This is a genomic window from Sphingomonas sp. AP4-R1 (assembly GCF_013113735.1).
In the GTDB taxonomy this organism is placed as follows: domain Bacteria; phylum Pseudomonadota; class Alphaproteobacteria; order Sphingomonadales; family Sphingomonadaceae; genus Sphingomonas_I.
In genome coordinates this window covers 3,609,597-3,634,342 of record NZ_CP053346.1, presented here as the reverse complement: position 1 = coordinate 3,634,342, position 24,746 = coordinate 3,609,597, and the positions used below count along the sequence as shown (strand labels likewise).

The 24,746-nt window shown below is 64.7% G+C and carries 18 protein-coding genes and 1 pseudogene; 9 read left to right on the top strand and 10 right to left on the bottom strand.

The genetic code is table 11. The annotated features are described in order from the left end of the window. Positions 1-229 precede the first annotated feature (229 nt). Positions 230-496: a hypothetical protein gene (locus HL653_RS16680; RefSeq protein ID WP_171745515.1), complete on the top strand. Its 267-nt coding sequence runs from the start codon at positions 230-232 to the stop codon at positions 494-496. 474 nt (positions 497-970) lie between these two features. On the opposite strand, the gene HL653_RS16675 is transcribed toward HL653_RS16680, so the two are convergent. Continuing rightward, complete coding sequence (locus HL653_RS16675) at positions 971-1,429, bottom strand: hypothetical protein (RefSeq protein ID WP_171745514.1); 459 nt, start codon at positions 1,427-1,429, stop codon at positions 971-973. 446 nt (positions 1,430-1,875) lie between these two features. After that, positions 1,876-7,167 carry an autotransporter domain-containing protein gene (locus tag HL653_RS16670; protein WP_171745513.1) on the bottom strand — a complete coding sequence of 1,764 codons (5,292 nt, stop codon included), beginning with the start codon at positions 7,165-7,167 and terminating at the stop codon, positions 1,876-1,878. Positions 7,168-7,614: 447 nt separating this feature from the next. On the opposite strand from HL653_RS16670, the gene HL653_RS16665 reads away from it, so the two are divergent. Further along, on the top strand, positions 7,615-10,164 hold the full coding sequence (locus tag HL653_RS16665; RefSeq protein WP_171745512.1) for an HWE histidine kinase domain-containing protein: 2,550 nt from the start codon (positions 7,615-7,617) through the stop codon (positions 10,162-10,164). A 102-nt stretch (positions 10,165-10,266) separates the two neighbouring features. Here the strand turns inward: HL653_RS16665 and mmsB are convergent, their stop codons facing one another. The 5 genes and pseudogenes from mmsB to HL653_RS16640 form a co-directional block, all read right to left on the bottom strand. Beyond that, a complete protein-coding gene (gene mmsB / locus HL653_RS16660; protein WP_171745511.1) occupies positions 10,267-11,154 on the bottom strand; it encodes a 3-hydroxyisobutyrate dehydrogenase in 888 nt (295 codons plus the stop codon). Between the two features lie 44 nt (positions 11,155-11,198). After that, positions 11,199-11,363, bottom strand: a pseudogene (locus HL653_RS16655) (enoyl-CoA hydratase); the annotation flags it as partial. An 18-nt stretch (positions 11,364-11,381) separates the two neighbouring features. After that, entirely contained in the window at positions 11,382-12,422 is a 1,041-nt protein-coding gene (locus tag HL653_RS16650; RefSeq protein ID WP_171745510.1) for an enoyl-CoA hydratase/isomerase family protein, read from the bottom strand. After that, the gene (locus tag HL653_RS16645; protein ID WP_171745509.1) at positions 12,419-13,561 is read right to left on the bottom strand and encodes an acyl-CoA dehydrogenase family protein; all 1,143 of its coding nucleotides are present in this window, start codon (positions 13,559-13,561) and stop codon (positions 12,419-12,421) included. Before HL653_RS16645 ends, HL653_RS16650 begins: the two co-directional genes overlap by 4 nt. A 25-nt stretch (positions 13,562-13,586) precedes the next feature. Continuing rightward, entirely contained in the window at positions 13,587-15,083 is a 1,497-nt protein-coding gene (locus HL653_RS16640) for a CoA-acylating methylmalonate-semialdehyde dehydrogenase (RefSeq protein ID WP_171745508.1), read from the bottom strand. Between the two features lie 91 nt (positions 15,084-15,174). On the opposite strand from HL653_RS16640, the gene HL653_RS16635 reads away from it, so the two are divergent. Beyond that, entirely contained in the window at positions 15,175-16,077 is a 903-nt protein-coding gene (locus HL653_RS16635; RefSeq protein ID WP_171745507.1) for a LysR family transcriptional regulator, read from the top strand. Between the two features lie 17 nt (positions 16,078-16,094). Here HL653_RS16635 and HL653_RS16630 read toward each other — a convergent pair whose 3' ends face one another. Then, a complete protein-coding gene (locus HL653_RS16630) occupies positions 16,095-16,751 on the bottom strand; it encodes a YitT family protein (RefSeq protein ID WP_171745506.1) in 657 nt (218 codons plus the stop codon). A 178-nt stretch (positions 16,752-16,929) separates the two neighbouring features. Between HL653_RS16630 and HL653_RS16625 the strand changes: the two genes are divergently transcribed. Beyond that, positions 16,930-17,853, top strand: a complete 924-nt coding sequence (locus HL653_RS16625; RefSeq protein WP_171745505.1) for a LysR family transcriptional regulator — start codon at positions 16,930-16,932, stop codon at positions 17,851-17,853. 99 nt (positions 17,854-17,952) lie between these two features. On the opposite strand, the gene HL653_RS16620 is transcribed toward HL653_RS16625, so the two are convergent. After that, entirely contained in the window at positions 17,953-18,912 is a 960-nt protein-coding gene (locus HL653_RS16620) for a cupin domain-containing protein (RefSeq protein WP_171745504.1), read from the bottom strand. 408 nt (positions 18,913-19,320) lie between these two features. Here HL653_RS16620 and HL653_RS16615 point away from each other — a divergent pair, with 408 nt between their 5' ends. Further along, positions 19,321-20,937, top strand: a complete 1,617-nt coding sequence (locus HL653_RS16615) for an L-lactate permease (RefSeq protein ID WP_171745503.1) — start codon at positions 19,321-19,323, stop codon at positions 20,935-20,937. A gap of 18 nt (positions 20,938-20,955) precedes the next feature. Here the strand turns inward: HL653_RS16615 and HL653_RS16610 are convergent, their stop codons facing one another. Next, positions 20,956-21,744 carry a class III extradiol ring-cleavage dioxygenase gene (locus tag HL653_RS16610; protein ID WP_216599885.1) on the bottom strand — a complete coding sequence of 263 codons (789 nt, stop codon included), beginning with the start codon at positions 21,742-21,744 and terminating at the stop codon, positions 20,956-20,958. A 93-nt stretch (positions 21,745-21,837) separates the two neighbouring features. On the opposite strand from HL653_RS16610, the gene HL653_RS16605 reads away from it, so the two are divergent. The 4 genes from HL653_RS16605 to HL653_RS16590 all read left to right on the top strand — a co-directional run bounded on the left by HL653_RS16605 (position 21,838) and on the right by HL653_RS16590 (position 24,744). Next, the gene (locus tag HL653_RS16605) at positions 21,838-22,746 is read left to right on the top strand and encodes a LysR family transcriptional regulator (RefSeq protein WP_171745501.1); all 909 of its coding nucleotides are present in this window, start codon (positions 21,838-21,840) and stop codon (positions 22,744-22,746) included. Positions 22,747-22,900: 154 nt separating this feature from the next. Then, positions 22,901-23,503, top strand: a complete 603-nt coding sequence (locus HL653_RS16600) for a YceI family protein (protein WP_171745500.1) — start codon at positions 22,901-22,903, stop codon at positions 23,501-23,503. Between the two features lie 56 nt (positions 23,504-23,559). Beyond that, positions 23,560-24,165: a cytochrome b gene (locus HL653_RS16595; RefSeq protein WP_171745499.1), complete on the top strand. Its 606-nt coding sequence runs from the start codon at positions 23,560-23,562 to the stop codon at positions 24,163-24,165. An 18-nt stretch (positions 24,166-24,183) separates the two neighbouring features. Beyond that, on the top strand, positions 24,184-24,744 hold the full coding sequence (locus HL653_RS16590; protein ID WP_171745498.1) for a YceI family protein: 561 nt from the start codon (positions 24,184-24,186) through the stop codon (positions 24,742-24,744). The last annotated feature ends 2 nt before the right edge of the window (positions 24,745-24,746 follow it).

Sequence of the window (24,746 nt, the reverse complement as noted above, 5' to 3'; positions counted from 1 at the left end):
TCAATGCCAGGTACGGGTATCATGATAGTGAGGCCGCTATCACCGTCGGTTTGACAAATAGTTCACCGATGAGACCGGGCAAATACCGCCCCGCAAACACGCCCTGTCCTCCCATTACGAGTACGAGCGTGGCTCAACTAGGCATCGAATATTTCAAGCGTTTTTCAGCCCGGAGATTGCAGGGAAATGCCCTTGCAGCCGCGGGACGGCGGCGATTGGGCCTTGGCGGATGACAGTATTTATCCCCCTCGCCGTAGAGCGCGACGCGCAAGCCATTCTTGCCAAACTGAACGACTTGCTTGATGCCAACCGGGAACCACGCGGGCGACCGGATACCGAGACAGGGCAGATCTGGCCATTATCGCGTGTGGGCAAGACGAACGAGTGTGCCATCCTCCTCTTCGACGAGGACATTCGTCTTTCGTCCCAAGAGGCGCTCGGTTCGAGCGGCGATATCAACATTTTCGAGAGCAAGCTGCAGCGTTGCGAAGGTTAGCACCCTGCCGTTCATATCAACCGCCCAGCCGTCAGTCCGTCGCATGATACGATATTCGACATCGGGCACGATCGTCTCTCCGACATTCGCCGATCATTGCCGGCAAACTTAAAAGAAGAACGACTTACGGATTGTAACGATCCCCCCTGACGATCGCATCTTTGCTCCACATTGCGATCTTGTGACGCGAGGATGCGCTTCACCATCAGAGATGGAGGCGAGTTGCGCGAGAACCCAGCGTAAAAGATGGTCCGCGAAGCCCAGTCATCGCCGAGCGATTTTCAGATGCCATCATCGGCCTTGAATGAGCCCCTCACGGGGCAAGGACCACCCCTGCAATTTCGAGTCGAATCGCGCCGATTTTTGGGTCAAGATTCGTGATTTCGGAACGGGTGCGAGTCCTAAATTTCGGTGGGGCCACGATTGGGGCCACGCTGGGGCACACCTCAAGAATAGCGTTCTGTTTCAATGTGATCAGAGACGAATGCGAGTCCTGTAAGCGGCACCATTAGAACCTAAGTGATTGCAGTCACTTAACTGCGATCGCAGGACAACTACCGTCCGCCCCTTCGGCTCGCTGGCCAACAGATGGACAGCGCCCCAACCATACGCAGCTTGGGCGACACGGCGGAATACGCTGGACAGCGCGACCGTTGCGTCAGCAAGATGGCTCGGATCGTACTTGGCGTAGCGCGCCGAAACCGACTTTAGGACGGTGTGCCCGAGCAACGTTTCGATTTGCTCGCCGTCGATGCGATATTCGTTCCTGAGGATCGTTACGACGGTGTATCGGAAGGTCTTCGCCTCAGCCTCGGGTGGGAGGTTCAGGAGGCGCCGGATGTTTCGCCAAGCCGTCTTCCGAGACTTTACGATCACCGCGCCGTCCTTGGCCCACTGATCCAGCATGGGCTTCAATTCAGGAATCGCCGGCACGATCGGGTTGCGTTTCTTCGTTCTGGGCGATCCCTTGACTGTAAAAGGGAAGTAGGTCGGGCCCGTTCAGTCCCTCTTAAAATGGGCTGTTCAGAAGAGGCGACTAAACGCGAACGTGGCGGCGCGCGTGGTCGTCAAAGTTCCAACGAAGGTAAAGCTGCGGAACCTCGACTTTACCGACGCGGAAGCCCTCAAAATACTCGCGGCCACGTTGAAGCCGGCGAGTGCCCGAATGGCTAAAGGGCACATACTTGCCCGACGCTGGATACCTTGGCTGTGTGCCTACACAGGGGCCCGAGTGAACGAAATTAGCCAACTTCGCGGCATAGACATTCAGCAGATTAACGGCATTTGGACGATGCGGATCAGACACATCATCGGTCCGAGACTGATTCTCTCAAGCTTGAACAATTTGCCCATTTGACTCGAGCTCGCCAAGCCGTTGTTCAGAACGTGAAGCTCGCCCTCATCTTTGCGCCGTATTCGCCTAATGCGCCCGAGGTCTGGCCAAAGGCGCCGCCACCCAGCCGGAAGCGTCGCCCGGCGACAATATCGGCTCCGCCCTCGATGCGCAGTGCATCCGTGCCAGTCCGCGCGCCGACGACCGTGAAACCGGGGCCAGCACCAGCAAAGGCGGCATGTTCAATACCGAGCGTATTGCCCCAGATGTGCTGGTAAGACACGGCCAGATGCGGCAACACTGTCGTAAGGCCGATCCGGGCGGTGCCGTCGAGCCGCAAGCCACCCTCTACGACGTCGAGACTGCGCGTCGAGCGGGAGACGACGAGCGCCGCTACCGAACCTGTCTCCGCGAAGGCATTGCGGCGAGTGCGCAGATGCGCATAGCCGACAAACGGGGCGAACGTCACAGCGCCGTGGGTCAGCGCGTACGAAACGTCGCCAAAAAACTGCGTTGTGTTCGCGTGGTATTTCGCATTCTGCATCCCCCCCGCCGCGCCCGCGCTCGCCGTGCGGCGCGTGTCGACGTCATGCCAGCTATAGCTGATGCCGCCGGCGATCGTCAGCGCGTCGCGAACGAAACCCGCATAGGCGGCAACGATCTTGCTATCTATATCGGCATGGCTGGCGCGTCCCTGCACGCCGAGATCGCTCGTCAGCGCGCCTGCGGCGAGGCCGGCTCGCAGTCCCTCCCGTCCGACATCGATGCCCATCATGCCCCCACGTCGATCGGTCCGGGTCGCGGCAACGCCGAGGCGTGATGCGCTTTCGGCCAGGCCGTACATGCCCTCACCCCAGATACTGATGCCGTCGCCGCTGGTTGCGGCATGGCCGCGCACCAGGCGGCCGACTTCCAGCCCTTCGGCGAGCAGGCTTGTCGGAAGGCTGGCGTGAATCTCTCCGGAAAGCGATGTGAACGCCGCCTGTGCCCCCGCCACGCTCTGGCCGAGTACCTGATTGTAGAGCGGATCGCTCAGTCCGCGCGCCTCGATCGCCGCGCCGACGGCTGCCGTATTCGCATCGGTCGCAATGCTGGCGAAGCGGATATCGTTACGCGTCAGCGTCAATGTCACCGCATTGGCGCCGTAGCTCAGCAAGGGGGTGAGGAAGGCGAGACTGCTGGTGACGCTGGAGAAGGTGCCCGAAATGCCCCCTGCGGCGCTGAGGATTACATAGTTGGTGAGGACGCCGTAATTGCCGGCCGTCGGCAGGACCTGGACGGCGCCCGCCAGTGCTGCGGTGCCCGTCGCGGCGATACGATCGGCTTGTCCCGCTGCATTGGCTTCGACTTGATAGATGCCGCCTGCAGCGAAAGCGATGTTGCCAGCGACGGTGAGCGTACCGATCGAGTTGCCGGGTGCGATGATGCCCCCTGCTCCCACCGTCACCGATCCGACCGTGCCGTTGCCGCCGAGCGTCCCGCCGCCGGCAACGGTCGCCGCCGAGACGATGCTGCCGTTCACGGAGAGTGTTCCGCCCGAAACAGTGGTCGGTCCGGTATAGCTGTTGACGCCGGATAGTATCAGCCGCCCGCCGCCCGCCTTCGCGAAGGATCCGTCCCCGGTGATGCTGCCCGCGAACGTCGAGGTCGTGGCCTGGTTCACGGTGAGCGAGCCGCCGGCAATGTTCACGACCGCTGCACCGCTGCCGCCCGCAAGCTCGGCGACGATCTGGCGCGTGCCGGACAGATCCAGCCGGCCGTTTCCACGCACGTCGAGTTCGGTACTCGGCGCCACCAGGCCGGCCAGCCTGATCGATCCGCCCAGGATGTTGGTGGTTCCGGTAAAGGTGTAGCCGTCGCCGAAGGTCAGCGTGCCGGCGCCCAGCTTGGTGATCGTCCCGGTTCCGCTCAGCCCTCCGGTCATGGTGTAATCATCGGACCGATTGACGACGAGCATACCGTTATCGACGAGGTTGCCCGTGAAGCTGCCCACGGTTCCGCCCGTGCCAATCTGCAACGTGCCGGTGGTTCCTGTTACCAGCGTGCCATCCTGCGTCCCGGTGAGGATCGCGGTGGTGCCGCCATCTATCGTCGTGATGCCGGTCGTCCGGATGCTGTTCGTTCCATCCAGCATCGCCTTGCCCGCGCCGGTCAGCAGCACGTTGCCGCTGCCGGTCACGACACTCGCACCGAAGGTGGATCCCGCAGACGTCGCATCGCTGCGGACGACGAGCGTGCCGTTGTCGACGATCGAGCCCGCGCTGATCGCAAGGCCGGTCGCGCCGTTGCGATCGTCCAGGGTCGCGCCTCCTGCGATCGTTATCCTGTTGAACGTGCTGGCGGCGGTCCCGGTCCAGTAACCGCTTTGCACGGAGAGCGAGCCGAAGCCGGAAAAAGCGGCGACTGTCTGGTCGCTCGTCGCGATCGCCGTGGTGCCCGCAAGTATAGCGGAATCGGCACGGTCGCCGGCCACGATCGCGCCTGTGACGGTGGATCCGGTACGCAGCGTTACTGTGTTGTTGGCTGACGTGAATTGAACCGCAACGCCGCCGGTGCCCACGATCGTGCCGCTATTATCGAGATGTGTCCCACCATTGGCGATGATCGCTGCGCCTGACGTGCCCGTGATCGAGCCGGCGTTGGTGAGGGTATTGTTGGTCCCTCTGGCAAGCACGGCACTGGTCCCGGTGATAATGCCACCCGCGCGGTTGTCGAACATGAGGGTGTCGCTCGCGGTCACCGCAACATCATTCTTGCTCGTAACAATGCCCGAATTGGTAAGAGCAGGCTTAAGCTGCGAGTTTCCCAGGTAGATGCCACTCAAGAGAGCGATCGCCGTGCGGTCCGTCGTGATCGAGCCGCTATTGACCACCTGCGTGACCGAGCCGACGCCGCCCGACGCTGGCGCGTCGCTTGCCTGACGGACCGTTCCGCTGTTCACGAACATGTTGGCATTTGCCACGGCCGCGCCGCCATGCAGGATGATCGTGCCGGAATTTGTGACGACGTTCCAGCCGCGGATCGCCGTCATTCCAGCGATGCCGGTATCGATCGTCCCCGCATTCTCGAAATTGGAAGTGACGGCTGGCGCGGCATACCCCAGCGCGGTCGGCCCCATGACTACGGCAAGAGCGGATGTCTGTCCGGAGGCCGGTGCCGTGAAGGTCAGATTGCCCCTGCTCGTCACGATCAGGTTGTTGCCCTGCACATCATCGCCGAGCCCCGAATAGTTGGGTAGACTCGTAACTGTGGCATCGAGCAGCGCACGACTGCTGCCCGTCAGGTCGGCATTGATGGTGATGCTGCCGGTGCCCGAAAGCGTGATGGGCGTGGTGACGGTGTTGCTGGCACCAAGCTGCAGCGTCGCGCCATTTGCGACTTCGTAGCCGACTCCCTCGAACCCGGCCCGGGGCGTGATCTGCGTCTGCGCGTTGACGGCGGTTCGGTATCGAAACGTATCGAAGCCGCCACCGCCGTCGATCGTGCCGGTGACACCGACCGCTGCCCGCGCAAGATCGGTGACGAACGTATCGTTGCCGCCGCCAAACGTCACGTTGCCGTTCACCACACCGCCGCGATCGATGAAGATGCTCTGCGCACCTGTCGAGGAACCGACCGTTCCCAGGTTCACGTTGCCGTTGATCGTCCCGGCGTTGGCGACATAGCTGCCGAAGAAGCTGTCGCCCTGGATGGCAGCCTGGCTGCCGGAGATTACGCCTCCCGACCGATTGTCGAGCGTCGTGCCCGTCAGGGCGACCCCGGTCCCGGCACTTGCGGAGATCGTCCCGCTGTTCACTATGACGATACTGCTGGCGGACCAGCCAGTCGTCACGCCCTGCACGGTGCCGCTGTTTGTGGACGTCAGCCCACGCACCACGCCACCGCCCAGATCGTTGCTCACCGCAACCCCCGCGGTGGATTGCACCAGCCCCGTATTCTCGAAGCGGCCACTTACAGTAACGCCGGTCGCCGATCCCGTAATGGATCCGCTGTTCGATGTGAACGTATTTGAGGTCGCGTTCGTGACGGACAAACCGACACCGTTCAGCCCGGTGATCGTACCCGTATTAGTGACCGTTCCCGCACTTTGCACGCTGACGGCTGCGCTGTACGACGTCGGCAATGTCGCGATAATCGTCCGGTCGTTCACGAAATTGAGCGTCTCGAGACCCCGATTCTCCTGCACATAGCTCGGACTGATTGCCGGGCCTGTCGTCGTCATGTCCGTGCCGACGATGACTGTGCCGGTGCCGCGCACATAATATCCGCCGGATGGCGGCGGTGCGGACAAGGTCAGCTTGGCGCCATTCGTGACATCCAGCTGGAGTATCTCGAAATTGGTAGGCAGAGTTGTGTCGGTAATCGTCCGGTCGGTCGCGACGATCAGTTCCAGCAGGTCCGTCCCGCCGCCGCCGTTGATCGGGCCGGAAACGTTGCCCACCAGTGATGAGGTTCCGATCGTGGCGATCAGCCTGTCGTTGCCGTTGCCGAAGGTGATCGCTCCGTTGATCACGCCGGCGGTGGTGTCGATCCGGTTCGGAAATGCCCCAGTGGCAACGATACCGCCGTTGATTGTCCCCGCGTTGGTCAGGGTCAGTTGAAAGCTGTCGCTGATCGCGGTCGGCCCCGCCGAACTGATCACGCCTCCCGCCGCATTCACGACGTTCAGCGACTGATCGTGGCCGTCGATTGCCAGCCCGGTGCCGCTGTTGGCGATCGTTCCGCTGTTGGTGAACAATTGCGGTGGCGAGAACGGATAGTCGATCGTCGCGGCGGTCGAGCGGGACAGGATCGAACCCGAATTGCTCAGCGAAGCCGGAAATATGATTGCCCCAGCGGATGAGGGGAAGGTCAGGGCGCTGCCCGCGCCGCCGTCAATCGTGCCCGCATTGGTTAGCCGACCGACCACGGTATTGATCGCGCCATTTACACCGATGATGCTTGCGCCCGCAGCATTTGTGAGGGCGACCAGGCCGATCCGTGTCGGGTCGCCTTGCGTCGCCATCGCGGCCCCGGCCGAAGACGAGATGCTGCCGTTGTTCGTAAGCGTAACGACCGTTGCGCCAGATGTAGAGGACGCGAGTGAGATTGCGGCATCCCGGCTCACGCCGTTCGCTACCGATGCGCCGCTCCCGACAACGACGGTCGCCGGAACGCTGATGACGATGCCGTCTGTGTCCGCACCGCTGCACGTCACTGTGGCATTGGCGGAGACGGGATCCGGAACGCATTGGCTGGCAGCCGGCATCGCTAGTGCAGTGGCGATGGCTAATATGCTGGGGTAAAGACAAACAGCGGACGTCGATCTCAAAGAAATTCGGTAACCTGCGATACCCATCTATGCCCCCATCCGGTGCTACGTAGATCGTAGCCCGGCAGCGCACCTTTCCCTTCGATGAACCAGATTGGCAAGCCCGGCGGCCCGATTACGAGCGCCGAACGGGGTGTCGAACGATCTTCAAGTTGGTCGCTTCGGAATGCCGCTGACGATCCCATGGCTCATATAGGACAGCCCTTCACGCCTATGGATCGGCAACTGGTCCGTAATTTCCCGCTCGACTACTCCCACAGAGGCTCCGATGGATGATGTCGATGACGCCGTCTGCGATAGTAGCTTCCGTCCGTAGAACCACTTTGCGTTTCTGCGGTTGACCCTCCCCTTTTTATCGCAGGTATAGCGCAGGTCGATTTTCGGGAGGCTAGCGCTTTGGAAACCCAATCGCGGTCGCGACGTTCTCCAGCGGTGTAACGACCCAGCGTGGGCCGACTGACGACAGGGAACGACGTGGCAGATTTTGATAAGGTCGATCTTACCAACTGCGATCGTGAACCCATCCATCTCCTCGGGGCCATCCAGCCGGCCGGTTATCTGATCGCAGTCACCCGCGACTGGCTGATCGCGCGCGTCTCCAAAAACATCCGCAATCTGCTGGGCTTCGATCCGGAGGACCTGATCGGCTCGCCGCTCGCGGACTACGTGCCGGCCAAGCTGCTGCACGATCTCAGGAACCGGCTCTCATACCTGTCGGAACCCGACATGGTGGAACGGTTGTTCGGGCGACAGATCGGCACGTCCGGCCAGCCTTACGATGTCGCAATCCACTATTCCGGTGGTCAGATCGTGATCGAGGCCGAAGCCGGAGCGCCCGGCGACGAAGGCTCGATTTCCGTTCGGGCGATGATGTCGCGGCTCGATCGCGCCAAGGATCTTCCGTCTTTCTATCGTGAAGGTGCCCGTCAGGTGCGCTCGCTGCTCGGTTACGACCGGGTGATGGTCTATAAGTTCGCAGCCAGTGGAGACGGCGAAGTCGTCGCCGAAGCCTGCAAGACCGGAATCGGCAGCTTCATGGGGCTGCACTATCCGGCCAGCGACATACCCCGGCAGGCACGCGCACTCTACAAGCGGAACCTTGTGAGGGTGATCCGGGATGTGGCGTCGGAGCCCATCGCGATCGTCCCGCAGATCGACGCCGCCGGCCATCAACTCGATCTCTCGCTCTCGATCCTGAGATCCGTTTCGCCGATCCATATCGAGTATCTCAAGAACATGGGCGTCGCCGCGTCGCTGTCCATTTCGATCATCGTTGATGGCGAATTGTGGGGGCTGTTCGCCTGCCATAACTATTCGCCACGATCGCCCACCTTCGAGCGCCGCTCGGTATGCGAGCAGTTCGCGGAGATGTTTTCGATGCGCCTCGAAAGTCGCGAGCGCCGTCAGATCGTCGATTACGAGCGCCGCGCGCGCGATATTTCCGATCAGCTTCTGGGCGCGGTCGCTTCGGACGAAACCCTGCTCAACGATCCCGACTGGCTGGGAGACATCCTCACAGGCGCGATCCCGGCGACCGGCGTGGGCGTATGGATCAACGGCAATTACGCCTTCTCCGGGGTTACGCCGCCGACCGAGGATTTCCGAAGGATCGTCCGTGCACTCAACGGGCTGGCTGCGGGCCGGGTATTCACGACCGATCATATCGGCGGGCTGATCGAAGACGCGGGTCGCTTCGCCGATAAGGCGGCAGGGATGCTGGCTATCCCGATTTCCCGCTCGCCGCGCGATTACGTGATCCTGTTCCGGGCCGAGATCAAGCAATCGGTGCGCTGGGCGGGCGATCCCCACAAAACTCTCGAATACGGCCCTAACGGGCCCCGGTTGACGCCGCGCGAGAGCTTCGCGGAATGGCAGGAGAACGTCACCGGTCGAGCGGAGCCGTTCACCATGTCCGAGATCCGGGTGGCGGAAACGCTCAGAGCGACCTTGATCGAAGTGGTGCTCCGGTTGGCTGACGAAGCTGCGGCCGAGCGACGCCAATCGACGGCGCGGCAGGAGATGCTGATCGCGGAACTGAACCATCGCGTCCGCAATATTCTCGGTGTCATTCGTGGCCTGATCCGCCAGTCGCAGCCGGATAGTCCCGAGGTGAAGGATTTCGTGAGGCTCGTCGACGGCCGCATCCATGCCCTCGCCCGCGCCCACAACCAGATCACTGACGATCATTGGGGCCCGGCCCCCCTGCAGGCGCTGATCGATGCCGAGGCGGCGGCATTCGCAGCATCGCGAGAGAGCGCGATCATATCGAGGGGCGATCCGGTCCTGCTGAACCCGCAGGCTTATTCCTCGATGGCACTTGTGATCCACGAGCTGGTCACGAACTCGACGAAATATGGCAGTCTTTCCGGCGATGGCGAGGTCCATATCGATTGGTCGCGCGCATCGAATGGCGATCTCATCATCACATGGCAGGAGGTCGGGGGCCCTCCGGTCACGCCGCCAAAGCGGAAGGGTTTCGGCACCACGATCGTCAACCGCTCCGTGCCCTATGATCTGGGGGGAAAGGCGAAGATCGATTACGCCGTCGATGGCGTTCGGGCGGAGTTCTGCATCCCCTCGCGGCACGTATCCGAGCCCAAAACCTTCACCGGCCCCGAAATCCGCATGTCTCGCCCCGGCGTCTCCAGCCAGCAAGTGATCGATCCCTCCCATTTCGGACGGAAGTCGGTCTTGCTCGTCGAGGATAGCCTCATCATCGCTCTGGACGCCGAGGACATTCTGGAGCGGTTCGGTGCCTCGGTGATCACCGCTTCGACCCCGGAGGCGGCACACGCGATCCTCGACCAGCAGCGTGTCGATTACGCGATCCTGGACATCAACCTTGGCGACCAGACGAGCTTCGGAGTGGCCGATCGCCTGAAGGAGCTCGGGACGCCCTATTTCTTCGCGTCGGGCTATGGCGAGCAGGCCAATCTGCCGATGGATCACCGATCGACCAGCGTCGTGCAGAAGCCCTACACGACACATAATCTCGCACGCGGTATTGACGAGATGTTCCCCTGATCGATCCCGGCCGCCACTTGGATTGAGACGCACGTTGGCGACGTCGCCGCCCCGCGCCGCGGTACGGCACCGGTTCGATTCAGCGGCCCGTTTACCGGGGCATCATCCGTTTCTCTCGAGGAGGGGCCTTATGATCGCCGAGAAATCCAAGGCGCCATCGTTGCTGGCGACGAACGCCTCGTAGATCTCCGCCGCGCGCGCGCCGACGGGAATGTCCGCATGGGCGGAGGCCGCCGCCTCCTTCGCCAGCCGCAGATCCTTGAGCATCAGCGCCGCCGCGAACCCGCCCTGATACTCCCGATCGGCCGGGGTGACGGGCCCCACGCCGCGAACCGGGCAATAGCTGGTGATCGACCAGCTCTGGCCCGAGCTGACCGACGCGATGTCGTAAAAGGCCTGCGCATCGAGCCCCAGCTTCTCCGCCAGCGCGAAGGCTTCGCACGTGACCGCCATTGTCGCGCCGAGGATCATGTTGTTGCAGACCTTGGCGGCCTGCCCCGCCCCGCTCGCACCGGCATGGATGACGGCCTTGCCCATGCTCGACAGGAAAGCCCCCGCGCGGCGGAAGCCCTCGTCGTTGCCGCCGACCATGAACGTCAGCGTGCTGGCCGCCGCGGCCGCGATCCCGCCGGACACCGGCGCATCCACCGCAACGAGCCCCTGCGCTTCGGCGGCGATAGCCACGCGCTTCGCGGTATCGACGTCGATGGTGGAGCAATCGATCAGCAGCGCGCCCGGCGATGCCACGCCGAAGACGCTGTCCCGATAGGTCTGTTCGACATGCCGGCCGGCCGGCAACATCGTCACGATCGCATCGGCGCCGGCCACGGCCGAAGCCGCGTCGGCGCAAGGCGTGCAGCCGGCGTCCCGTGCGCGCTCCAGCGCATCGGCCGAGAGATCGAACGCGCGTACCTCGTGTCCCGCCTTGGCGAGGTTGGCGGCCATGCCGCCCCCCATATTGCCGAGCCCGATGAAAGCGACTGTCGCCATGAGATCCTCCGTGTTTTTATGATGTGGGCCGACGCTCAGCGGCTGGTCGGCACGGCGCAGCGCCGGCCCGGATCCGCATCACAAGCGGCGAAGGTGGCGGTGAAGTCCGGCAGTACCTGAGCGTTCAACGCATTGGCCGCCTGCGACCGGTCGAGCGAGACCAACGTCACGGCGTCGCGCTGCTCGACGAGGATGGTTTCGTAGCTCATGGCATCTCCCAGGCGGCTTCAGGCGGGTGTCCAGGCCTCGCCGACGGGCAAAGGTGCGAAGATCCCGGCGATCAGCGCCTCGTCCACCTGCTCCGCCGTCGGCGGATCCCAGCGGGGCGCATTGTCCTTGTCCACGATCAGCGCGCGCACGCCCTCCACGAAATCGTGGCGCTGCACGACGCGCGACGCGACCGCATATTCCTGCCGCATCTCCGATGCGAAGTCCGGCATGGCCGCGCCCTCGCGCAGAAGTCGCAGGCTGACCTTCATCGCCTGGGGCGATTTGGCGGCGAGCACGGCACGCTGCGCCGTCGCCCAGTCGCCACCATCCGCCTCCAGCGCGGCCAGCACCGCTTCCAGATCGTCGGCGGCGAACAGGCGGTCGATCGGCTCGCGCAGCGCGAGGATGGCGGCTTGCGGCGCGGGCACGGAATGCGCCACCAGCGCCACCTCGATCGCGCCCGGATCGGCGATGATCCGCGCCTTCACCGGGTCGAGCGCCGCCGCCGGCAGATAATGGGTCGCCAGCCCCAGCGCGACACAGTCGGCTCCGTCGATCCGCGCGCCGGTCAACGCCAGATACTGGCCGATCCGTCCCGGCAGCCGCGAGAGATACCAGCCGCCGCCGACATCCGGAAACAGGCCGATGCCGGTCTCCGGCATGGCATAGCGCGTCTGCTCGGTCGCGACGCGATAGGCGGCCGGCTGGCTGATGCCGACGCCGCCGCCCATCGTGATCCCGTCCATGAACGCCACGATCGGCTTGTCATAGGTGAACAGTCGATGGTTCAGCCGATATTCGACATGGAAGAAGTCCCGCGCGGCCCGGCCATCGCCGGCGCCGCTTTCGGCCAGCGCGCGAATGTCGCCCCCCGCGCAGAAGCCGCGACCTTCGGCGTGATCGATCATCACGGCCTCGATCGCCGGATCCACGGCCCACGCATCGAGCGCGGCGAGCATGGCCTCGCACATCCCCGTGTTCAGCGCATGGATCGCCTTGGGGCGATTGAGCCGGACGCGTCCGACCCGGCCCACAACCTCGATCAGGACGTCGCTCATGGGCGGACCAGATCCCGGCCGACGATCATCTGCATGACTTCATTGGTCCCTTCGAGGATGCGGTGGACGCGCAGATCGCGGAGCAATTTCTCGATCGGATAATCCTTCAGATAGCCGTAGCCACCGAACATCTGCAGCGCCCGATCGACGACGGACCAGCCGGTTTCGGTCGCCAGCTTCTTGGCCATCGCCGCGAATTTGGTCTTGTCGGGCGCATTCTCCGTGACCTTCACCGCGGCTGCGTAGAGGAGAATCCGCGCGGCCTGCAGATCGATCTCCATGTCCGCGAGCTTGAATTGCGTCGCCTGGAATTCGGCGATGCTCCGGCCGAACTGCTTGCGATCCTTCGTATAGGCGATCGCTTCGTCCAGCGCGCGCTGCGCGCCCCCCAGCGAACAGGCTCCTATATTGAGACGCCCGCCGTCCAGCCCGGTCATCGCGATGCGGAAGCCTTCCCCTTCCCCGCCGATCCGGTTCTCGACCGGCACCCGCACCCCGTCGAGGATCAGTTGCGCGGTCGGTTGCGAATTCCAGCCGAGCTTGCGCTCCTGCGCTCCGAACGAGACGCCCGGCATATCCTTCTCGATCGCGAGACAGGTGATCCCCTTCGGGCCGTCTTCGCCGGTGCGGACCATCGTGACGTACAGCTCATTCTCGCCGCCGCCCGAGATGAACTGCTTGGATCCCGTCACGACATAATGGTCGCCGTCGAGGACCGCCTTCGTCTTGAGCGCGGCGGCGTCGGATCCGGAAGAGGGTTCGGTCAGGCAATAGCTGGCGAGCATCTCGCAGGCCACGAGCCTTGGGAGATATGCGTCCTTTACCGCCTGGGTGCCGAAGCGATCGATCATCCACGCGCCCATATTGTGGATCGAGATGAAGGCGCTGGTGGAAGGACAGCCATAGGCCATCGCTTCCATGATGAGGGCCGCCTCCAGCCGTCCGAGCCCGACCCCGCCCGATTCCTCGGACACGTAGATGCCGCCAAAGCCGAGATCGGCCGACGCCTTCACCACCTCGCGCGGGAAATGGTGTGTCTCGTCCCATTCCGCCGCGAACGGCGTGATGGCCTCCGCGGTGAAACGGCGCGCCATCTCCTGAATGGCGCTCTGATCCTCGGTCAGATCGAACTGGCTCATGATCGATACCCTGCCTTCGTCTTCGTCACCCCATCGTCGGGATGATGAACGCGCTTTCGCCGGTTCCGCCGCCATCGGGCCAGCGTTGCGTGATCGTCTTCACCTTGGTGAAGAATTTCACGCCCTCCATGCCGTGCTGGTTGGTGTCGCCGAACGCCGAACGCTTCCATCCGCCGAACGTGTGATAGGCCACGGGCACCGGGATCGGCACGTTGATGCCGACCATGCCGACATTCACGCGCGCGGCGAATTCGCGCGCGGCGTGGCCATTGCGCGTGAAGATGGCGACGCCATTGCCATATGGATGCTCGCTCGGCAGCCGAACCGCATCCTCGAAGCTCTCGGCGCGGACGATCTGCAGCACCGGCCCGAATATCTCTTCCTGATAGGTCCGCATCGCGGGCGTGACCTTGTCGAACAGGGTGGGCCCGACGAAGAAGCCCTCCTCGTGGCCCTGCAGCGTGAAGCCACGCCCGTCGATGACGAGTTCGGCGCCCTCATCGACGCCCATCTGGATGTAATTCTCGATCTTCGCCTTGTGCGCGGCGGTCACGACCGGGCCATAATGCGCCTCGGGATCGGTGGAGACGCCGACGCGCAGCGCGGCGATCGCCGGGATCAGCTTCTCGCGCAGGGCGACGGCCGTCTTCTCGCCCACCGGCACCACCACCGGCAGCGCCATGCAGCGTTCGCCGGCCGAGCCGAAGGCGGCACCCGAAAGATCCGCGACCACCTGATCCAGATCCGCATCGGGCATCACGATCCCGTGATTCTTGGCGCCGCCCATCGCCTGCACGCGCTTCCCGGCAGCGACACCGCGCTGATAGACATAGTGCGCGATATCGGACGATCCGACGAAGCTGACCGCCTTGATCTCGGGATGGTCGAGGATCGCGTCCACCATCTCCTTGTCGCCGTGGACGACCTGCAGGATGCCCTCGGGCGCGCCGGCCTCCAGCATCAGTTCGGCCAGACGCACCGGGACGGAAGGATCACGCTCGGACGGCTTGAGGATGAAGGCGTTGCCGACCGCGATGGCGATGCCGAACATCCACATCGGGATCATGCCCGGAAAGTTGAACGGAGTGATGCCGGAGACGATGCCGAGCGGCTGGCGCATCGAATAGACATCGATGCCCGGCCCCGCCCCCTGCGTATATTCGCCCTTCAGCACATGCGGGATGCCGCAGGCGAACTCGATCACCTCGAGCCCGCGCTGGATGTCGCCCTTGGCATCCGCGACGACCTTGCCATGCTCGGACGAGAGCAGCAGCGCCAGCTCGTCCATGTTCTTCTCGATGAGCTGCTTGAAATTGAACATCACGCGGGCGCGACGCTGCGGGTTGGTCGCCGCCCAGCCCGGCTGAGCCTTGAGCGCGGCACCGACCGCCCGTTCGAGATCGGATGCCCCGCCGAGTGCGACGCGCGCCTGCACCTTGCCGGTATTGGGATCGAATACATCGGAAAAGCGAAACGCGCTTTCCCCGCTCGGGCTGGCGATAAGGTGATCGATCTGGCGCATGTCTTCGCTCTCCTCACATCCGGAGGTGGCAGCAGTGCGGGGCGTGCGCAACTGCTGGACACGCAGTCACTGACTGCATTATTGCAGCTTCATGCAATGGGACGACCTGCGGGTTTTGTTGGCGGTCGCCCGGCACGGTCTCATCGCGAAGGCCGCGGCGGAGCTGAAAGCCGATCCCACGACGATCAGCCGGCGTATCCAGAGGCTGGAACGCGATATGGGCCAGACGCTTGTCGAGCGGCTCAGCAGCGGCCCCCGGCTCACGGCTGCGGGACGGCAGATCGCGCGCAAGGCCGCCGCCATGGAAGCCGCCTCGGCGGAGGTCCTCGGCCAGACACATCAGCCCAGTCTCGTCCGCGTCAGCGTGTCCGAAGGGTTCGGAACGTGGTTCATGGCGCATCATCTGGCGGATTTCGCGCGCACGCATCCCACGATCGAGGTCGAACTGGTTGCGACCAGCGGCTTCCTGAATCCGTCGCGACGCGAGACGGACATCGCGATCCTTCTCGCCAAGCCGCGCCGAGGCCCTCTCGCGACGCGCAAACTGACGGATTATGCGCTGCAACTCTTCGCCAGCCGCGCGCTCGTCGGAGACGGCACCCGGATCGCGGACATCGCGGCGCTGCAGCGGGAAAGCCTCATCGGCTACATACCGGATCTGATCTATGCGCCCGAACTGGATTATCTGGACGAGATCGGATCGGGCCTTCATGCGGCCTTGCGGTCCAACAGCATCAACGCGCAATATCGGTTCATCGCCGCCGGGGCCGGCATCGGCGTCCTCCCCTGCTTCATCGGTAACGCGGATCCGTCCCTCGTCGCGGTCCTGCCCGAGATCGTGATCAACCGATCGTTCTGGCTCTCGATCCATCTCGATGTGCGGCAAAGGCCGCATGTGCGGATCTTCACCGATTGGCTGGCGGAAACGATCGGCATCAACAGGGCGAAACTGATGCCTGTGACACCCGCCGGATCGCCGCGCTCGGAGCGCTGAGACATCGGACCGGTCCGCTAACGCGTGGCATCCAGTCCCACCGCCTTTGATCCTGCGTGCTGCGCGGGCGTGCGGTGCCAGGTGATGATCATCGCATCCGTCGCGATGACGCCCGCCGCCGACCAGGCGGCGGAGACGGGATCGAGCAGGATCGCGCCCAACAGGATGATCAGGAGATCGAAGCAAAGCTGCGCGAGCCCCGCGTTCACCCGATAATGCTTCTGCAGCCAGAGGACGATGACCAGCGTCCCCCCTGCCCCCGCGCCGTGGCGCGGGGCCGCCAGCGCCCCCATGCCGACGAGCGTGCCGCCGGCCAGCGCGGAGAGAATGGGATTCAGATTGGAGACGACCAGCAGTTGCGGCATCGCCGTCATCAGCCCGGCCGTCATCGCCGTCACCGCCAGGGATTTGGCGGTGAACATCGTTCCCATCCAGCGCCATCCCAGCACGAACAGCGGCACGTTCATCGCCGCGAACAGCATGCCGTAGGAGATGGCGGCCAGGCCCGCGAGCAGCAGCGAAAGCCCCACGGTTCCGCCCGTCGTGATATGGCCGACGCAAAGAAGATAGGCCCCGGTCGCCAGCATGATCGCCGCGACGATCAGCCCATAAATGTCTTCGAACACGAGGCGCCAGTCCACGCCGGCGGGCCTCGCGAAGGGGAGGATAGGCATTTCCGGATACGTCCTTGGAAATGAGGCGCCGTCGCGGGCTGCGGGAGTGCCGGCTCGAACGACGATGGCCGGCCGATCCGATCAGCCGGCCATCTCCGCCCGCCGCCGTTCCGGAAAGGGGGCGTAGCCGTCCGCACGCATTGACATCCCCGTCCCGTCAGGCCGACAAAATCGGCCGATGGATTATTTCACGGCCCTGAAAGCGTTCGTTCGCGCGGTCGAACTCGGCAGTTTTTCCCGCGCCGCCGAGGAGCAGGAGGCCAAGGTCTCGACCATATCCCGCTATGTCAGCGCGCTGGAGGCCGACGTCGGCGCCGCCCTGCTCAATCGGTCGACACGCCGGCTGCATCTCACCGAGGCGGGGACCGCGCTTTACGGGCGCGCCGTCAGCATCCTGGCCGATCTCGACGATGCGCGGCAGTTCACCAAGGATCTGAATTCGCGCCCGCAGGGGCTTCTGCGCGTGACCATGCCGGCCGGTTTCGGGCGGCACCACATCATCCCGCATCTGCCCGCCTTCCTCGCGCTCTATCCCGACATTCGCATGGATCTGGTGCTGGAGGATCGTGTCGTGGATCTGATCGAAGCCGGTCTCGACGTGGCGATCCGCATCGGCGTTCTCGGCGACTCCTCGCTCGTCGGCAGGCGGCTGGCCCCGCATGAGCGCGTGCCGGTGGCGAGCCCGGCCTATCTCGATCGCCTGGGCGCGATCCGCGAGCCCGACGATTTGGTGCGTGCGGAATGCCTGATCTCCGCATCCCAGCCCGGCACGGGCTGGTATTGTCGCCGCGCGGATGCGCCTCAGGGCGAGCCGCGCGCGGTGCCCGTCAGCGGGCGGCTTCGCATCAACGAGAGCGATGCCCTGCTGCGCGCGGCGATCGACGGCATGGGCATCGCGCTGCTGCCGCGCTGGGCGGTGGCGGAGGCGATCGGTCGGGGCGAATTGGTCGCGCTGCTTCCCGAATGGCTCTGGGATCTGTCCGCGGGAGAGCCGTCGTCCATCTGGGGCGTCTATCCGCCCAAGAAGGTCGTCTCTCCGAAAGTGCGGGCGTTTCTCGATTTCGTCGCCCGGCATCTCGCAGAGGAAAATGGCTGGCGCTGACGGCGATCCGGAAAGCCTCGTCGTGCCCGGAAAGCCCTGTCGCCCCGCGTCTGCCGCGCACCCCGCCCGATCTCGACGACCAGGCGGGGGCGCACGGGATCAGGCGAAGCGGATGTCGAGCGAGCGCAGATAGGTCTGCAGGCCCGCATCCTGGATCGGGATCAGGCGCGCCGGTCGATCCGAGCTGTTGAAATGGGCATGCCAGTAACCGGGCGGCGTGATGAACGCGCAGCCGGGCTCCCAATCCACCTTCACCGGATTGCGGATGTCGCCATTCTCGTCGAGGTCGCGGCCGACGAGCGTGTAGCAGCCGGGGGCGCAATCGACGATCAGGTCGAGCGCGATCGACTGATGGCGATGCGGCTTCTGCATCGTGTCCGGCCCGATCATGCCATACATCGCCCACAGCACATGGGTCACGGTGCGCGTGAGCGGGAAGGCGGTGTTGCCGAGCAGCACGCTGATCCGGCTGCGAAGCGCCGCACCCGGATCCGCCGCCGCCTTCGCGAGCTCTTCATTGGCGCGCGCCGCCTTGTAGATCGTCGGCTCGAACCGCGCCGCCGAGGGTGCGACGCCCAGATAGCGCAGCAGCGGCGCATCGTTCACATAATAGAGCGCCGCATCCTCGGACGCCGTCAGCGCGAAGCCTTGCGTACCGGGCAGCGTGAAGAAGTCGCCTTCGCCGAACGCCAGCTCGGTCGCCCCCTGAAACGCGCGGCCCGCGCCCTTCAGCACATAGAAGACCATCGAGGTGGCGAGCGGCGCCGCCTGGACGGTATCTCCCTGCACGATGCGGATGAAGTTCGCGCACAGGCCGGGGCCGGTGGCGGGCCCCTCCGTCTTCAGTTCCGCGCTGATGTCCAGCGGCAGGATCCGGCTCGGTCCATCGGCATAAAGAGACGGCGGAAAGAAATGATAGGGAATGCGCGGCGTCAGGCTCGGCCGGATCGGATCGGCCGCCGTGCTATATTCATAGAACAGCGCCCGATCGCCGTCGTCCGAACTGGCCGGGACGGCATCGTCCAGGATTTCCGGCGCCTCGATCTCCAAAATGGTCATCACACCGCTCCGTATTCAGGCCGTTTATATCGACAAGGAATGCGAATTATCGATACTCGCGCAGCTTCGATTAAGCACCCATTCGGCAAAGGTATGTTGCACAAAGGGGCATGAAAGCACATTCCATCCCTGTACACCGCCTTCATGCGTGAGATCGGGCGATCGATATTCGCGGATCCGGTGGAATTACTCTCAAGGATTTCGGAAATTCGGCACTCCGGTGGAGTGCGCGCCGCTTATTGTTGACGGGAATGTCACGGTTGCCCGCAAAACCGCGTGCAAGAATCCGCAATCGTTCGCTCAGATCGCAGACTTCGCGGATTTCCGGCGAATTCCCTGCGCACGTTGACAACAGTCCACCCTTTAAAACCATTATAAGGCGGTATCCATATCGGGGATCGCGCCTTCATGTTTCATCAGCTCGTGACGCCGATCGGCGGCAATATCGGCCTATCGTCCGCCGTCGCGGCGCTTCCGATCGTTGCCGTTCTGCTCTTGCTCGGCGTCGCGCGGCGGCCGGCATGGCAGGCGTCGGGCGTGGGCCTGCTGGTGGGCCTGATCCTCGCCATCTCGATCTGGCGATTGCCGGTCGGGCTGGCGCTGGACAGCGCCGCCGCCGGTGCCGCATTCGCGCTGTGGCCGGTGATGTGGATCGTCTTCAACGCCCTGATCCTGTACAATCTGTCCGTCGCATCCGGCCAGTTCGAGGCGCTGCGGCATTGGCTGATCCGCCACCTGCCGGATGACCGGCGCGTCGTGCTGGTCGTCGTGGGCTTTTCCTTCGGCTGCCTGCTGGAAGGGGTCGCGGGTTTCGGGACGCCCATCGCGATCACCAGCGCCCTGCTGATCGGCCTCGGATTTCCCGCGCTGGACGCGCTGGTCTACACGCTGATGTTCAACACCGCGCCAGTGGCCTTCGGCGCCCTCGGCGCGCCGGTCACGACGCTGTCCGCTGTGACGCAACTGCCCGATCATGTGCTGGGCGCGATGATGGGGCGGCAGGTGCCGTTTCTCGCCGTCCTGCTGCCCTTCTACGTGATCGGCGTCTATGGCGGGCTGCGCGCGGTGCGCGGCGTCTGGCCGATCCTGCTCGTCGCCGGGCTGTCGTTCGGCCTCGTCCAGTTCCTCAGCGCCAACTATCTCGGTTATGCGCTGACGGATGTGCTGTCCTCGCTGGCGTCGCTGCTCATCACGCTGGCGTTCAGCAAGGTCTGGCGCCCCGCCCCCGATCCGCACTTCAAGCTGGTCATTCCGGCCGCATTGCAGGAGTCCGCACGGCTTTCCGCGCAGGATCGTCGGGCACCGCTTCAGGGCTGGCTGCCGTGGCTCGTCCTGTCGCTGGTCGTGATGGTGTGGATCCACCTAAAGTTCAATCTGCTGGGCAGCATGAAGGTGAAGTGGCCGGGCCTCGACAATGCGATCTTCATCACCGTTTACGACAAGCCCTATGCGGCGGTCTGGGATTTCCAGCCGCTGGCGACCGGCACCGCGATCCTGGCGGCGGCGATCCTCACGGCGATCATCTCCCGACAGAGCCCGGCGGAGTTTCTGGGCGCGGTCGGCCGTTCGGCCCGGCAGGTCAGGCTACCGGCTCTGACGACGACACTGATCATCGCCCTCGCCTATCTCATGAACTATTCGGGCATGGCCTATACGCTCGGTGTCGCCGTCGCATCGAGCGGGGCTCTGTTTCCGTTCCTCTCCGCCTTCCTCGGCTGGCTGGCCGTGTCGCTGTCGGGCAGCGACACGTCCGGCAACGCCCTGTTCGGCAATCTCCAGGTCGTCGCCGCCCACAAGCTGGGCCTGAACCCGATCCTGATGGCGGCGACCAACTCGTCCGGCGGCGTGATGGGCAAGATGATTTCGCCGCAGAACATCTCCACCGGCACCGTCGTCACCGATCTGCGCGGGCAGGAAGGGCGGATCCTCGCCCGCACCTTCCCGCACAGCATCATCCTGACCTCGCTCCTCGGGCTGCTCGTCGTGGCGCAGCAATATTGGTTTCCGGGGATCATCCCCGGCTGACGCAGCGCCGGGCCGCCCTCAGTCGAAGCGGAAGCCGGAGATCGCGGTGCCGAGCACATGCTCGCCATAGATGCGTTCGCCGGCGCCGTCCGCCGCCCCCGCCGCGACCAGCAGCGGCAGCAGATGCTCCTCGCGCGGGTGGGACAGGCGCGCGGCGGGCCCGGCCTCCCATTCGATCAGCCGCGCCTCGCGGGCGGCGGGTGCGTCGGTCACCGTCTCGGCCAGCCAGGCGTCGAAATCGTCGGACGGCCGCGTGAAGCGCGGATCGCCATAGCCACGCATGTTGTGGAAGCTCATGCCTGCGCCCACGATCAGCACGCCGCGATCGCGCAGCGATGCCAGCGCGCGTCCGGCTGCGAGATGGAGCTTCGGATCGAGGCTGCGATCCAGCGACATCTCCACCACCGGAATATCCGCCTCCGGAAATGCCACCTTCAGCGGCACGAACACGCCGTGATCCAGCCCTCGATCGGCATCCAGATCCGCCGTCAGCCCCGCCGCGTTCAGCAGGGCGGCCGCGTCCTGTGCCAGCGCGGGCGATCCGGGCACGTCGTAGCGCAACGCATAGGTGTGCGCCGGGAAGCCCCCATAATCGTAGATCAGCCCCGGCCGCGGGCCGGAAGTGAAGGAGAAGCGCCCGCGCGTCTCCCAATGGCCGGACACGATCAGAATGGCCTCCGGCCTCGCCGGCAGCGTCGGGCCGATGCCGCGCAGGAAAGCCTCCATGCCGGTCCACACGCCCTGCGGGTCCTCCATGAAGAAGCATGGCCCGCCGCCATGGGGGATATACAGGGTTGGCTGGCGCATCGGATGATCCTTTCGCGACGACATATGCGCACTGCCAGATTTAATGATAATCATCAATTTTGTGCAAAGCTTTTCAACCAACGGTAGGAAGTGATGTCGGATCGTCTGACCGGGATAGAGGTGTTCGTCCTTTCGATGCGGCTCGGCAGCCTGTCCGCCGCCGCGCGCAGCATGGGCATGTCTCCGGCGATGGCCGCCAAGCATCTGGGGCACCTGGAGGAGCGGCTGGGCGCCACGCTCGTCCATCGCACCACCCGCCGCCTGTCCCTCACCGAGGCGGGCACCGAATATCTCGAGAAGGCCGGCCGCATCCTCGCCGATCTGCGCGAAGCGGAAAATGAGGTGTCGGCGCGATCCGTGGTGATCGAGGGGCTGTTGCGGGTGAACGCGCCCGTCACGTTCGGCGTGATGCATCTGGCGCCGCTGATCGCCGAATTCGCGCGGCGGCAACCCGGCGTCTCGATCGAGCTGGGCCTGAACGATCGCTTTGTCGATCTGCTGGAGGAGCGCTGGGACGTCGCGATCCGGATCGGGCGGCTGCCCGATTCCACGCTGATCGCGCGCAAGCTCGCGCAGGTGCGGATGACGTTGTGCGCCGCGCCCGATTATCTCGAGCGGCGGGGAAAGCCCGTCTCGATCCACGATCTCGGCCATCATAATTGCCTGGGCTACACGCTGGCGCCGCTCGTGGGAGACAGCATATGGGGTTTCGGCGTCGATGGTGGCACCCGGGTGCCGATCCGCGGCACGCTCAACGCCAATAATGGCGAAGCGCTCGTCCAGGCGGCGCGTGCCGGGCTGGGCATCGCCTACGCGCCCCGCTTCATGACGGCGGCCGCCATCGCCGCCGGCGAACTGGTGGAACTGGAGCTGGATCTGCCGCCGATCGGCCTTGGCGCTGTCCACGCCGTCACCCATCCCACGCGCCGCCCCGCCGCCAAGACGCGCGCGTGGATCGATTTTCTGGCCGAGCAGATGCCGACCATCTCAGGATGCTGGTAGGATATTCCCTACCTCTGGTTGAAAGACATTCGCCGAAGGATGGGATTATCGCCTGACGGGCGCAAGGCTACATCGGGGTGCGACGGGCCGGACGGCCATGTCCGCACGGCGCCGCCATCCACGATGGCCGCCTCCCCGAACCAGGAGCTTTCCCATGAAGTCGATTCCGCTCGCGGCCCTGATGCTGGCCGCCTCCCTCCCCGCGCTTGCCGTCGCCGCCCCGGTCGCGCCGCAGGCTGTCGAGGCCGGCACCTACAAGGTGGAGACGCACCACACGCTCGCCGAATTCACCGTCAACCACTTCGGTTTCAATGATTTCTTCGGCGTGATCCCCGGCGCGACCGGCACGCTCGTGCTGGATCCGAAGGCGATCGCCAACACGAAGCTGGACGTGTCGCTGCCCGTCGCCGGCATCTCGACCACGAACGCCACGCTGGACGGGGAACTGAAGAGCGCCGACTGGTTCGACGCCGCGCAATATCCGGCGATCCGCTTCGTCTCGCAGACGGTGGTGCAGACCGGCCCGCGCACCGCGCGCATCTCGGGCACCATCACCCTGCACGGCGTGACGAAGCCGCTTACGCTCGACGCCACCTTCGGCGGCGCCGGCGTGAACATGATGAGCAAGGCCTATACCGTCGGCTTCACCGCCACCGGCACGCTGAAGCGCTCCGAGTTCGGCGTGAGCAAATATGTGCCCGCCGTCAGCGACGAGGTCCGCCTGAAGATCAGCGCGGCGTTCGAAAAGTCCAACTGAGCGAAACCGCCGCATCCCGCAAACGGGGTGCGGCGCCCTCACGGAGCCCCGGCCCCATGCCCGTTGCCCCGGCGCCCGTCGCGCCCACTCCCGGCCGCAGCCGTTATTCGGCGGTCGCCATCCTCCTCCACTGGCTGATCGCGGGCTTCATCCTGGCGAACCTGGTCGTGGGCTGGCGCATGGGCTCATTGTCCGGCCTCGCCCAGTTCGATGCGTTCCAGTTGCACAAGTCGATCGGCATCACCGTGCTGGTCCTCAGCCTCGCGCGGCTGGGCTGGCGCCTGACCCATCGTTCGCCGCCTTTGCCGGCCGGCATGTCCGGTGTCGAGCGGTTCGCCGCGCACGCCACGCACGGCATCTTCTATCTCATGATGATCGGGATGCCGCTCACCGGCTGGGCGCTCGTCTCGGTCAGCCCGCTCAACATCCCTACCCTGCTGTGGCACCACATCCCCTGGCCCCACATCGCGGTCCTGCACGATCTGCCGTCCGGGCCGAAGGCCGGCGTCGACAGGGCGGCGACCAATATCCACCTCGCTCTGGCTTTCGGCGGCGCGGCCCTGATCGCGCTGCATGTGCTGGCCGCGCTCAAGCACCAGTTTCTCACCCGCGATGGCGTGCTCGGGCGGATGATCCCGTTCCTCTCCGCCGATCCGCGCTGACATCAGGAGTTCCCCCTCATGCGCTCCCTCGTGCCCGTCCTGTTCGCGACGGCTCTGCTCTCCGCGCCGGCCGTCGCCGCCCCGGCGCCCAACTGGACACTCGACAAGGCGACGTCGAAGATCGGCTTCGTCGCATCGATGAACGGGCAGGCGATCCCCGGATCGTTCCGCCGGTTCGACACCCGCATCGCCTTCGATCCCGCCAATCTCGCGGGATCGAGCGTGGTGGCGGTGATCGACACCGGTTCTGCCGCCACCGGCGATGCCACGCGTGACGAATCCCTGCCCGGGGAGGACTGGTTCAGCGCAAAGGCCTTCCCCCGCGCCACCTTCAAGGCCAGCCAGTTCAATGCCATCGGCCCCAATCGCTATGTCGCCAACGGCACGCTGACGATCCGCAACACCACCCGTCCGGTCAGCCTGCCCTTCCAGCTCGCCGTCGATGGCCGGCAGGCGCGGATGCGGGGCAGCCTCACCCTCGATCGCCGCTGGTTCGGCGTCGGCCAGGGCCAGTTCGCCGGCACGGAGGCGGTGGCCGCCAACGTGCGCGTCGATCTCGTCGTCAACGCGACGCGGTGATC